This is a genomic window from Ruegeria sp. BJ6 (assembly GCF_056537885.1).
In genome coordinates, this window is the sequence record NZ_JBQFSG010000007.1 from 58,978 (window position 1) to 71,275 (window position 12,298).

Here is a 12,298-nt window from a genome sequence, read left to right on the forward strand (position 1 = left end):
GGGTCTTTACCACCCCGAAAAACCGCGACACTTTCAAAGCAAATTGAACCGGTATAATCGGCCGGGCTTTGAGAAAGGAAAACGGGATGAGCAACCCGCTTTACGACCGTCTCTTCGGAGTTCACTCCGGCAGGGAAACACCGTTTCTGCATCTGCCCGATGGTCAGGTCATCACTCATGCCCAGTTTCTGGATACTGTGGCCCGCATTGCCAATGCCCTGTCGGGTTTGGAACTGGATGCCGGGGACAGGGTTGCGGTGCAGGTCGAAAAATCACCAGAAGCACTGGCGCTCTATGCGGCCTGCGCCCTGTCGGGCCTGATCTTTCTGCCGCTGAATACAGCTTATACCGTCGATGAACTGACTTATTTCATAGAAAACAGCGGTGCATCTCTGGTGGTCTGTGATGAGGCACAAGAAGCAGGGCTGTCACCCGTCGCCAAAACGCTTGGAGCCCAGATTGTCACGCTGAACGCCGATGGATCGGGCAGCCTGATGCGTCGCGCGCTGGGCATGTTGCCCGCTTTTGCCCCGGTCAAACGCGATGAGGATGATCTGGCCGCCTTCCTTTATACCTCGGGAACCACGGGCCGGTCCAAGGGGGCGATGCTGACACAGGCCAACCTGTTGTCGAATGCGGACACTCTGGTCAAAGAATGGCGCTTTACCAAAGACGACGTGCTGCTGCACGCCTTGCCGATCTTTCACACCCACGGTTTGTTCGTTGCAACCAACGTGGTTCTGGCCTCGGGCGGTTCGATGATCTTTCTGCCGAAATTCGATCAGGAGGATGTTCTGCGCCTGTTGCCAAAGGCTACGTCCATGATGGGCGTGCCGACTTTCTATACCCGCCTGTTGGGGGATGATCGTTTCGACAAGGAATTGTCGGCACACATGCGTTTGTTCATTTCCGGTTCCGCGCCACTTTTGGCCGAGACGCACATCCAGTTTGAAGAACGTACCGGGCATCGTATCCTTGAGCGATATGGCATGACCGAAACCAACATGAACACGTCAAACCCGTATGAGGGCGAGCGCAGGGCAGGGACGGTGGGTTTCCCCCTGCCAGACGTCGAACTGAAAGTCACCAATCCCGAGACCGGCGAAACTCTTCCGCCGGGCGAGATTGGTATGATCGAGGTGCGCGGCCCGAACGTTTTCAAAGGCTATTGGCAAATGCCGGAAAAGACAGCGGATGAGTTGCGCGAGGACGGATTCTTTATCACCGGCGATCTGGGCCGCGTGGACGAGGACGGCTATGTCCACATTGTCGGGCGCGGCAAAGACCTGATCATTTCGGGCGGATACAACATCTATCCCAAAGAGATCGAGTTGCTGCTGGACGAACAGCCCGGCGTGTTAGAAAGCGCCGTGATCGGCGTTCCGCATGCCGATTTTGGCGAGACTGTTCTGGGTATTCTGGTGCCTGCAAAAGGACAGTCGCCGGATGTTGATACTGTCATGGCGGCCGTTCAACAACGCCTTGCCCGGTTCAAACATCCGCGCAAGCTGATCCTGCTTGATGAACTGCCCCGAAACACCATGGGAAAAGTGCAGAAAAATGTCCTGCGCGAAACCTACAAGGATCTGTTCAGGAACGGCTGAACCCCAAGGGTACACGCCCTTTTGGGGTTAATAGCCAGCAATCCCGCCCCTCGAACACGGCTGTCGCCAGGGGTCGACCATAGCCCGCACCGGCATCCAGGTTCACGCGGTTTCCGCAGTGTTCCGCATGCCTTGCAGGGGTATGCCCGTGAACGACCAGCCAGGGGTGCGGACGGATGTGATCTAGAAATTCATGTCTGATCCAGACCAGATCGTTTTCAGTCTGCGCCTCCAACGGTACTCCAGGGCGAATGCCTGCATGTACGAACAGCAAATCACCTTCCTGATGAAAGGTCCGCAGCCCGTTCAGGAATTCGACATGGTTCGCGGGCACAGCCTCACGTGCCTGTTGGTGGATTTGAAATATGCGGTCCTTATCTGTCACATGGACGCCGTATGAGGCCAGAGTTTCGATCCCGCCGATACGTTCGTGAAGCCAGTGGTATCCAACCAGCAAGCAGGCGTCGTTGACGGGATAGTCGCGCATGAACATGGAAAACATCCGGTCATGATTGCCCAACAGGGTGATCCAGTTTCTTTTGGCCTGCTGGCCTTCGATCAGTAAATCCAGAACACCGCGGCTGTCCGGACCCCGATCCGTATAATCACCCAGAAAAACCACCCGTGCATCCGGGCCGCCATCGGCTTCGATCCGGCGCAACGCCTCCTCCAGCATGTCCTTTTGTCCGTGAATATCGCCGACTGCGTAGATGGGGGATGTCATGAGGTCACCATGGCCTTTGTGGATGCAGCCTTTGTGTCGGAAAAACACCGGCCAAAAAAGACTTTGCCCGCACCAAATGCAGCGCGGGCAAAGTTGTGTTCCGGATTTTCAACACACAGTTCAAATCACGTCGAACTCCAGCGGCTTGATTTGTGTGAACAGGCCGGTTTCGGCCAGTTTTGCCCGAGCTTCCGCAGGAACCGGTTCGTCCACATAGAGTAGCGCAATCGCCTCCCCACCGGCTTCGGCGCGGCCAAGGGTAAAGTTCGCGATGTTTACTCCATGTGTGCCCATGGTCTGACCCAGCGTACCGATGATGCCGGGCACATCCTCGTTGGTGGTGTAAAGCATGTGTGCTCCGACCTCGGCATCGATATTGATACCCTTGATCTGGATAAAGCGAGGCTTGCCGTCGCTGAACACCGTTCCACCGATCGACCTCTCGCGCTTGTCGGTCACAACGGTGACTTTGACATAGCCTTCGAACGCGCCGGATTTGTCCTGATTGGTCGTCGAGATCTTTATCCCGCGTTCCTTGGCCACGACCGGGGCCGAGACCATGTTCACTTCGGGGTTTGATTTTTTCATGATCCCGGCAACCACGGCGCAATTCAGCGCGGCAAGGTTCATCTCGGCGGCAACGCCATCGTACAGAATGTTGATTGCCTGAATCGGTTCATCGGTCATTTGGCCGATAAAGCTGCCAAGGTGGCCGGCCAGCTTGATCCACGGCCCCATGATCTTGGCCTCTTCTGCGGTGACGCTCGGCATGTTCAGTGCATTTTCGACCGCGCCGGTGAGCAGATAGTTGGAAATCTGCTCTGCTACCTGCAGGGCAACGTTCTCCTGCGCCTCGGTGGTCGCGGCGCCCAGATGTGGGGTGCAGACGACATTCGGCAGATTGAACAACGGATTTTCCCGCGCCGGTTCTTCGCTGAAGACGTCAAAGGCGGCACCGGCCACATGACCCGATTTCAACATCTCAGACAGTGCCGCTTCGTCGACCAGACCGCCACGGGCGCAATTTATGATCCGAACGCCCTTTTTAGTCTTTGCCAGATTTTCCCGGCTCAGAATGTCGCGGGTCTGGTCGGTCAGTGGCACGTGCAGGCTGATGAAGTCGGCGCGTGCCAACAACTCATCCAGTTCCACTTTCTCGACGCCCATCTGCTGCGCCTTCTCCTCGCCCAGATAGGGATCATAGGCGATGACCTTCATCTTCAGCCCCTGCGCGCGTTCACAGACGATACCGCCGATATTGCCCGCGCCGATCACGCCAAGGGTCTTGTTGGTCAGTTCGATCCCCATGAATTTGGACTTTTCCCACTTGCCCGCCTGGGTCGAGGTGCTGGCCTCGGGAATTTGCCGCGCAACCGCGAACATCATTGCAATGGCATGCTCGGCAGTAGTGATCATGTTGCCGAAAGGCGTGTTCATGACGATCACGCCCTTCTTGCTGGCTGCGTCCTTGTCCACATTGTCTGTGCCGATGCCCGCGCGGCCAATGACCTTGAGGTTGTCCGCCTTGTCCAGAATGGTTGGTGTCACCTTGGTGGCCGACCGGATGGCGAGGCCGTCATACTGGCCGATGATTTCGGCCAGTTTTTCCTTGTCCTTACCGACATCGGGCAGAAAATCCACGTCGATTCCGCGATCTCGAAAGATCTGAACGGCGGTTTCGCTGAGCTTGTCGGATACGAGTACTTTCGGGGCCATTTCATTTGGTCCTTGATGAATGAGAGATATCCGGGCCTGATGTGGCCCGGAATTTTCGTCGAAAATTCTTGATCAGGCGGCCGCCGCCTGAGCTGCGATTTCGGCTTCGAAGGCCCATTCGAGCCAGGGCAGCATTGCCTCGATATCCGAGGTCTCAACCGTACCGCCACACCAGACCCGCAATCCGGCAGGTGCATCCCGATAGGCACCGATATCAAGCGCGATATTTTCCGCCTCAAGCCGTTTGGCGACGGCCTTGGCAAAGGCGGCACCGTCCTGAATGCGATCATCGATGAATTTCAGACAGACGGAGGTGTTCGAGCGCGTGGCGGCATCTTCGGCCAGATTGGCGATCCAGCCGTGGCGTTCACAAAACAAATGAATCGCATTTGCGTTGGCTTCGGCGCGGGCGATCAATCCTTGCAGGCCGCCTACTGAACGCGCCCAATCCAATGCGAACAGGTAGTCCTCGACCGCCAGCATCGAAGGCGTGTTGATTGTGGCGCCGGTAAAGATACCGTCGATCAGTTTGCCGCCTTTGGTCAGTCGGAAAATCTTGGGCAGTGGCCACGGGGGCGTGTAATTTTCCAGTCGTTCAACTGCGCGCGGGCTGAGGATCAGCATGCCGTGCGCGGCCTCTCCGCCCAGTACTTTTTGCCAGCTGAATGTTGTAACATCCAGTTTGTCCCATGGCAGGTCCATGGCAAATGCGGCGCTGGTTGCATCGCAGATTGTCAGCCCCTGACGGTCATCGTCGATCCAGTCGCCATTCGGTACGCGAACGCCCGACGTGGTGCCGTTCCAGGTAAAGACCACATCATTGGTGAAATCGACGGATGCAAGATCGATAATCTGCCCATAGTCCGCGGTTTTGACCTCGGCTTCGATTTGCAACTGCTTGACCACATCGGTTACCCAGCCCGCACCAAAGCTTTCCCAGGCCAGCATCTCGACCTTGCGCGCGCCCAGCATCGACCACAGCGCCATCTCGACGGCTCCTGTGTCCGAGGCGGGAACGATGCCGATCTTGTAGTCCGCCGGAATACCCAGCACCTCACGCGTGCCTTCGATGGCGGCCTTCAGCTTGTCTTTGCCGACAGCGGCGCGGTGCGAACGACCCAGCGCGGCATCAGCCAGTTTGCTCAAATCGAATGTGGGGGGTTTGGCACAGGGGCCAGAAGAAAAACGCGGATTGGCCGGCCGCGTTGCCGGTTGTTCGATAGTCATCTGTATTACCCTTCCAGATACACGCCCCTCGTTGGGGAGGGGTGTCCCACGTCCAGAGCTAGGCCGCTGCGTTGCGGCGCGCAAGTCGGAAATGGACAGAATTCGCCGCTTTGGCGTTCAAATCCGACGCGGGTGACTATCATCGGAAACTTGTGTTCCGGGTGCCGGCTGACCGTGAATGGTTTCGGTTTCGATGCTCTTTGAGCCTCTGCGCGGGATAAAACCGTTCTTGTTCAAATATTTGCCCTTCTGCTGAAAAGGGGGTGCTGGGCCACTCCCGGCGGTCTTTCAGTTACTAGGCGGTTGTATTTCAAATACTGGCGGTTTTTCTGCGTCTGCGGTATGCGCAGGCAAAGAAACAGGAGAATCCCGATGTATGTCGCCACCCTGCTGACCGATCCCGCTGCACCCTCTTTGGACCCGGCTTTGGTCGACTCTCTCCGTAACGCATGGGGTGGTGGTGACGTGCTTTGGTTGAGTGCCAATGAGGCGGCAGAATTCCCGCTGGACGCCCCACCAGCCAATCAATGGGATGTTTGGTCCGACCTTCAGGAGTTGGGGGTTGATCTGATCGTGCAGCCCGCAGGGGGCCGGCGCAAACAAATGCTGCTGGCGGATATGGACAGCACCATGATTCAACAGGAATGCATCGACGAACTGGCGGACGAGGCGGGCGTCGGCGATCATGTGAAAGACATCACCGCGCGCGCGATGAACGGAGAACTGGATTTCGAAGGTGCCTTGATCGAACGGGTTGGTCTGCTCAAGGGGCTTGATGAGACGGTCATCGCCCGGGTGATTTCCGACAGAATCACATTGATGCCCGGCGGTCGAGAATTGGTCGCGACCATGCGTACCAAGGGTGGGTATGCGGCTTTGGTTTCGGGTGGGTTCACCGCCTTTACGGCCAGTGTGGCGGGTACTTTGGGTTTTGATGAAAACAGGGCCAACACGCTGCTTGTCGAACACGGAAAGCTGAACGGTGATGTTCTGCGCCCGATTTTAGGGCGGCAAGCCAAGATCGAAGCGTTGGAGCAGATTACTGCCCGACTCGGCATTTCGGTATCAGACGTTATCGCAGTCGGAGATGGGGCAAACGATCTGGGCATGCTGGGCCGCGCAGGTACCGGGGTCGCCCTGCATGCCAAGCCTTCGGTTGCCGAGCAGTGTGAGGTTCGGGTCAATCATGGAGATCTGACCGCTCTCTTGTATTTGCAGGGCTACACTCGCGACGAATTTGTCGGGCGATAGCTCCTCTTCCGCAAAAGCTCTTTTCGGTAGGTATAGCGGAATTTAGGGTTCCCATTATTTAACGTAGATGTTAAATAATGGGTATGACTCAACTTGTTTCCGCCTTTTCGGCACTCTCCGACCCCACGCGGCTGGCTATCGTCGAACAATTGATGGCTGATGGTGAACTGCCTGCGGGTGATCTGATCGAAGGCAAAGGCATGTCAGGTGCTGCCGTTTCGCGCCATCTGAAAGTTCTGCGTGAGGCGGGGTTGGTCCGTCAGCGCGCCAAAGGGCCCCAGCGGCTGTATTCAATCCAGCCCGAGGGGCTGCGCGCGATTGCTGACTGGGCGATTTCCAAACGTGAGTTTTGGGAAACAAGCCTCGATCGTTTGGGTGCGATACTTAAGGGGGAAAATACGTGGCCGACCTGAGAATGGAGCGGGAGTTTCCCGTAAGTCCCGAACATCTGTTTGCATGGGTCAGCGATGGCCCGAAACTTTTGCAATGGTGGGGGCCCGAAGGGATGCACGTGCCCGAGCATGATCTGGATTTCTCGCGTACCGGGCCGTGGTATTCGGTAATGGAAAACGGTGAAGGCCAGCGTTTCAAGGTGTCTGGCCATGTCACGCATGTGAACGCGCCCAGATCGATCGGTTTCACCTGGGCCTGGCATGACGAGAACGACAGTCGCGGCGATGAAAGCCACGTGACATTCACAGTTGAGGCAACCGACAACGGCGCGCGACTGGTTCTGGATCACCGCGAGCTGGGCGATGATGAGATCAGCAGAAATCATGAAATGGGCTGGACCTCGTCGCTGCGCAAACTTGAGGCCGCAATCACATAAATTTTCATCAAGGGAGGTAAGACAATGCCGGAATTCGTTTTTGCATATCACGGGGGCAAAGCGCCCGAGAGCCCGGAAGAGGGCAAAGAGGTCATGGCCGCCTGGGAGGCATGGTTCAAGAATATGGGCGAAGCGGTGGTGATCCCCGGTGCCCCGGTTGGCATGTCAAAAACTGTCAGTGCCACCGGCGTTGCCGATGATGGCGGTGCCAATCCGATCTCGGGCTATTCGGTGGTCAAGGCCGCTGATATCGGAGCGGCGACTGAAATGGCCAAAGGTTGCCCGATGGTCGTGTCGGGCAACGGTTCGGTCGAAGTGGCCGAAATCATGGAAATGTAAGACCTGGACCGGCTGCTACAAGAACCCGGCAGCCGGTTTGATCATCCCGCATTCAATGCCGCGCCGACTGTATAGCGGTGCATTCATGAATTTCCGCGTCGCGGGGTGTTCGGCGTCCAGAACACCCAAACTCACAAGTATCGCAGCTATCGCGCACTCACTGGCGCGGGTTGTTCCATCTGTGACTTTGAGCGCCACGCCCAGCCGTTTTTCAGGCACGATGGCCACGAACACCGCCTCGGCCCCGGTTTTGATTGCCGCACGGCCATTCATGGCGCGCATCAGTTCTGTGCACGCGCGCCCTTCACCAGCCACCAGTTCGGGGTGTTTCATCATCGCGGCTGTCAGCTGTTCTGCGGCGGCACTCTGGCGATCCGACCGACTGGCGGCAGAGGCGAACCACGCCATCGACCGCGCAAGCCCAGTCAGAGACGTAGCAAAGTTCGGCGCGGAACACCCGTCGATCCCGTAACAGGGGCTGGTCTCGTCGGTGGTTTCTTCAAAAGCGGACAGACAGGCCTGTTGGACCGGATGATCGATCCCCAGATATTCCGGCCCAGCCCCCATATGTTGTGCCACCGTCAGAAAGCCCGAATGCTTGCCCGAGCAATTGTTGTGCAGCTGGCAGGGGGTATCATCGGCCAGGATCAACCCGTCGCGCGCGGCCATGTCCGAAGGCTCCTGCGGGCCGCAGCGTAGATCTTCATCATGCAGACCCAGATGATCCAGCCAGGCTGTTACACGGTCGGTGTGAATGGCAGCCCCGCTGTGCGAGGCGCAGGCCAACGCCAGATGCTCAGTCCCCAATCCGTATTTGGCGGCGGCACCAGAGGTGATCAGGGGCAGCGCCTGAATCATCTTGGCGGACGAGCGGGGATAGATTGTCGCGTTCGGATCGCCCCAGCTTTGCACGACTTGTCCGGTGTCATCGCATATCACCGCATGACCCAAATGCAGACTCTCCAGCAGTGGTCCTCGCCACACCTCGGTCATTGGTACCGGCTGCGTCATGTCGTCCCCCCATTTGTTGCGCGAATTTCTGCCAATCGCCCTTTCACCGGTGGCGAAAACTGCGATAGTGTGTGTATGTCGGCAAACGATGGGATGCGCAACATGAGACGGGTCAGTCAGAGCCTGCAAGCGCACCTTGGCATCTTGAGGTATGGGTCGAGCTAGGAGGCTGGACAGATGGGATCGAACCTAGTCCGTGTGATCGCGGGTCTTTGCATGGCCGGAATGGCCACAACTGCAATCGCACAGCAGGCGACAAGCACCAATCGGGTCGCGGCCAAAACCGACTGGAGCGTCTTTGTCGAAGACGACCCAACCGAATGCTGGAGCGTGTCGGCCCCCAAGGAAACCGTGAACACGCGCGGCGGCCGTGTTGTTTCGGTGCGCCGCAGTGACATTCTGCTGTTCGTCTTTTACCGGCCCAAGGCCGAAGTGAAGGGGCAGGTGACCTTTACCGGCGGTTACCCTTTTGCGCCGGGTTCCACCGTCAATCTGGCCGTTGACGGCAGCGAATTCGAGTTGTTCACCGAAGGCGAGTGGGCCTGGCCTGCGACGGCGGCCGACGATGCCAAGATCGTCACAGCGCTGAAACGCGGCACCGAGGCCGTCCTGACCGCCCGCTCTGCGCGTGGCACGCAAACCAAAGACACCTTCTCGCTGCTGGGTTTCACCGCCGCGATCGAGGACGCCGAAAAGCGCTGTAGCAACTGAGGTATTTACCGGGTTGAGGTTGCAAGCCCCGTCCAATGAGGCGGGGCATTTTGTTGAGTTGTGCGAAGAGTGGCGTGACCAAATTCGTCAAAAGGTGATTATGTCCGTGGCTTGGAAATTTTGGCGAAATGATCGCTGGGATGCTTGTGGAATAACGGCGAGTTATCTGCTGAATACATAACTTTAGACGATCCCTTGGTTTCAAAATCGATTGGCGACGCGATCTAACCAGTCCCGAAAAAGGGCGTTAAAGACTTCGGGTCGTTCCCAAGCCAAACCGTGCCCTGCCGTGTCCAGTACCGCGATAGTGGCGCGGGTAAATTGAGGAAGCAGATCAACGGCATCCAGATACCCAGACATGCTGTCTTGGCGACCGGCCGCTATTAGGCTTGGGCCGTCGAAGTCCCTCAGCTCGCCCTTGGTATGGAATGAGAAGTCGAACGCGCTGTTGACCCGGGAAGCCTGCTTTGCATCCCAAAGCTCTCTTGCCGGGTTTTTGCTTCGGCGCGCTTTTTCCAAGGCGTCGCGGCGTTGCACAACATAAAAATTGTCGAAACGCGTCTTTTCATCTTCGGTCATGTCATCGTAAATGGCTGGGTCTGCGACCAAAATCTCATGTGATGGCAAGCGGGCCATATCGGACGTTGGGCTTCCACCCGGAGCAATCAGCGCTGCACCGCATATCGGGGCGGGGTTAAGGTGGATCATTCCGTGGGCGATGTAGCTCCCGCGGGACTCACCTACGATCGCAAATTTCTTTCCCGGTAGGATTTCTTCCACAAAGCCCATTATTGCATCGAGAAGATCGTCCTGCGAGGCGATGTTATCTTGGGGAGGGCTAAGTCCATGACCAGGCATGTCCACGTATATTCGCTTCCACCCGTCGAGTTCATCGAAGACTGGCTCCAAGCTCTCCATCATGTGGCGATGGTCCAGAGTGGAACCGTGCAGGATTAAAACTGGCCTACCGTCTCCTATGATCACATGATGCAGCACATTGGTGTCCCCCCGCTGTGGTCTAATCAAGGAGCACTTTGGGCTCAAACCCTACGTACACCGCACAGTGAACAAAGTCTCGATCCGGTTAATAAGATACATCCTGGTGCCAAAAAGGTTATATTTGCTGTTGGTCGCCGTGAACTAGATCTCCTCAGATTCAAAAGGATTACAGATATGCGTTTCATTTTGCCGCTTGTTTTTTTCCCATTGGCCGCGCAGGCCGATCCGTCACTTGAATGCAGCGATGCGGGTTCTCAGGTCGAGATTGGTGAATGTGTGAGCCGTGCAGAAGAACGTGTGGAGGCCGCTTTGGGCATCGCGCTGGAAATCGCCGTCGCTGCGGCGAAAGAACTGGATGAGGTGACAGGACGTGTAACCGCCTTACCTGCTCTGGATGCCGCCCAAAACACATGGTCCGCGTATCGAGATGCGCAATGTGATGCCGTGGGCGCATCTTACGGTGGTGGGTCGGGCACGGGCATCGCCATAACGTCCTGTAGGATCGAACTGGGGCGGTTGCGGGTCAAAGAGCTGATGCAATTGGCGCAATAGGTGCGAATTCTTTTGATCTTTGCGCGCGATCCTATATAGAGGCGCATCCCAAGCCAGAATCCTCGAGTCTCGCCATGTCTGCCAAAGCGCCGATCACACAAGATGTCATGACCATCCCCCGCAAATTGCCCGAGGGGAAAATCAACCTCGTCGGCCTGACCCGGGACCGTCTGCGCGAGGTGCTGATCGAACATGGCACGCCCGAGAAGCAGGCCAAAATGCGGACGGGTCAGATCTGGCAGTGGATTTATCAATGGGGCGTGCGCGACTTTGCGGAAATGACCAACCTTGCCAAGGCGTATCGCGCGCAGCTGGCCGAACAGTTTGTGGTCGAAATCCCCGAGGTGATCACCCGTCAGGTCTCTGAGGACGGTACACGCAAATATCTGGTCCGCATCGCAGGCGGGCATGAGGTCGAGGTTGTCTATATTCCCGAGGACGGCCGCGGTACGCTATGTATTTCGTCGCAGGTCGGGTGCACACTGACCTGTTCGTTCTGTCATACAGGCACTCAGAAACTTGTACGAAACCTGACATCTGCGGAAATTGTGGGGCAGATCATGATGGCGCGTGACGATCTTGAGGAATGGCCCGTACCGGGCGCGCCCAAGAACGAAACCCGCCTTTTGTCCAACATCGTCCTGATGGGCATGGGCGAGCCGCTGTACAATTTCGAAAATGTGCGCGACGCGATGAAGATCGCCATGGACCCCGAGGGGATTTCCCTGTCGCGCCGTCGGATTACACTATCGACCTCGGGCGTCGTGCCCGAGATTGCGCGCACGGCTGAGGAGATCGGCTGCCTGCTGGCGATCTCGTTTCACGCGACCACGGATGAAACTCGCGATGTGCTGGTACCGATCAACAAGCGCTGGAATATCGAAGAACTGCTGCAGGCGCTGGCCAGCTATCCCAACGCGTCGAATTCCGAGAGGATCACCTTTGAATACGTGATGCTGGATGGCGTAAATGACAGCGATGAGGACGCCCACCGCCTGATCGAACATATCAAGCGGCACAACATCCCGGCCAAGATAAACCTGATCCCGTTCAACGAGTGGCCGGGCGCGCCTTACAGGCGCAGCTCGAATAATCGTATTCGGGCATTTGCGAACATCATCTATCAGGCGGGTTATGCCTCACCCATCCGCAAAACGCGGGGCGAGGATATCATGGCCGCCTGCGGTCAGTTGAAGTCGGCCACCGAGCGCGCGCGAAAGTCCCGCAAGCAGATCGAGGCAGAGACAGGGCTGAGCAACTAGAGCGTTTCGGGTTTTACCTGAATCATTCTGCGACACGAATGGCCCGAGAACGTCATAGGCGTGGCAGGGTATT

Annotated in this window: 13 protein-coding genes; 8 read left to right on the forward strand and 5 right to left on the reverse strand. The window is 57.2% G+C overall.

Translation table 11 applies throughout. The annotated features are described in order from the left end of the window. The first annotated feature begins 86 nt into the window (after positions 1-86). The gene (locus ACR0D6_RS14890; protein WP_480766058.1) at positions 87-1,604 is read left to right on the forward strand and encodes a malonate--CoA ligase; all 1,518 of its coding nucleotides are present in this window, start codon (positions 87-89) and stop codon (positions 1,602-1,604) included. Here ACR0D6_RS14890 and ACR0D6_RS14895 read toward each other — a convergent pair. The 3 genes from ACR0D6_RS14895 to ACR0D6_RS14905 all read right to left on the reverse strand — a co-directional run bounded on the left by ACR0D6_RS14895 (position 1,591) and on the right by ACR0D6_RS14905 (position 5,271). Continuing rightward, entirely contained in the window at positions 1,591-2,328 is a 738-nt protein-coding gene (locus tag ACR0D6_RS14895; RefSeq protein WP_480766059.1) for a metallophosphoesterase family protein, read from the reverse strand. The two genes, ACR0D6_RS14890 and ACR0D6_RS14895, sit on opposite strands and share 14 nt — an antisense overlap. 120 nt (positions 2,329-2,448) lie before the next feature. Beyond that, entirely contained in the window at positions 2,449-4,044 is a 1,596-nt protein-coding gene (serA, locus tag ACR0D6_RS14900) for a phosphoglycerate dehydrogenase (RefSeq protein WP_480766060.1), read from the reverse strand. Between the two features lie 72 nt (positions 4,045-4,116). Beyond that, on the reverse strand, positions 4,117-5,271 hold the full coding sequence (locus ACR0D6_RS14905) for a phosphoserine transaminase (RefSeq protein ID WP_480766061.1): 1,155 nt from the start codon (positions 5,269-5,271) through the stop codon (positions 4,117-4,119). A 372-nt stretch (positions 5,272-5,643) separates the two neighbouring features. On the opposite strand from ACR0D6_RS14905, the gene serB reads away from it, so the two are divergent. From serB to ACR0D6_RS14925, 4 genes are all read left to right on the forward strand, one after another. Beyond that, positions 5,644-6,522, forward strand: coding sequence for a phosphoserine phosphatase SerB (gene serB, locus ACR0D6_RS14910; RefSeq protein ID WP_480766062.1), 879 nt, complete (start codon positions 5,644-5,646; stop codon positions 6,520-6,522). Between the two features lie 83 nt (positions 6,523-6,605). After that, positions 6,606-6,935 (forward strand): metalloregulator ArsR/SmtB family transcription factor, encoded by a 330-nt coding sequence (locus tag ACR0D6_RS14915; RefSeq protein WP_170656760.1) that lies wholly within the window; start codon positions 6,606-6,608, stop codon positions 6,933-6,935. Then, a complete protein-coding gene (locus ACR0D6_RS14920; RefSeq protein WP_480766063.1) occupies positions 6,923-7,351 on the forward strand; it encodes an SRPBCC family protein in 429 nt (142 codons plus the stop codon). Before ACR0D6_RS14915 ends, ACR0D6_RS14920 begins: the two co-directional genes overlap by 13 nt. A 24-nt stretch (positions 7,352-7,375) precedes the next feature. Beyond that, complete coding sequence (locus ACR0D6_RS14925) at positions 7,376-7,690, forward strand: YciI family protein (protein WP_480452835.1); 315 nt, start codon at positions 7,376-7,378, stop codon at positions 7,688-7,690. A 15-nt stretch (positions 7,691-7,705) separates the two neighbouring features. Here the strand turns inward: ACR0D6_RS14925 and ACR0D6_RS14930 are convergent, their stop codons facing one another. After that, complete coding sequence (locus ACR0D6_RS14930; RefSeq protein ID WP_480452837.1) at positions 7,706-8,701, reverse strand: asparaginase; 996 nt, start codon at positions 8,699-8,701, stop codon at positions 7,706-7,708. Between the two features lie 177 nt (positions 8,702-8,878). On the opposite strand from ACR0D6_RS14930, the gene ACR0D6_RS14935 reads away from it, so the two are divergent. Then, complete coding sequence (locus ACR0D6_RS14935; RefSeq protein WP_170656768.1) at positions 8,879-9,412, forward strand: invasion associated locus B family protein; 534 nt, start codon at positions 8,879-8,881, stop codon at positions 9,410-9,412. 201 nt (positions 9,413-9,613) lie between these two features. Here the strand turns inward: ACR0D6_RS14935 and ACR0D6_RS14940 are convergent, their stop codons facing one another. Continuing rightward, on the reverse strand, positions 9,614-10,408 hold the full coding sequence (locus ACR0D6_RS14940) for an alpha/beta fold hydrolase (RefSeq protein ID WP_480766064.1): 795 nt from the start codon (positions 10,406-10,408) through the stop codon (positions 9,614-9,616). Between the two features lie 177 nt (positions 10,409-10,585). Between ACR0D6_RS14940 and ACR0D6_RS14945 the strand changes: the two genes are divergently transcribed. Next, the gene (locus ACR0D6_RS14945) at positions 10,586-10,963 is read left to right on the forward strand and encodes a lysozyme inhibitor LprI family protein (protein ID WP_170656774.1); all 378 of its coding nucleotides are present in this window, start codon (positions 10,586-10,588) and stop codon (positions 10,961-10,963) included. 74 nt (positions 10,964-11,037) lie between these two features. After that, positions 11,038-12,225, forward strand: coding sequence for a dual-specificity RNA methyltransferase RlmN (gene rlmN / locus ACR0D6_RS14950; RefSeq protein ID WP_480766065.1), 1,188 nt, complete (start codon positions 11,038-11,040; stop codon positions 12,223-12,225). The last annotated feature ends 73 nt before the right edge of the window (positions 12,226-12,298 follow it).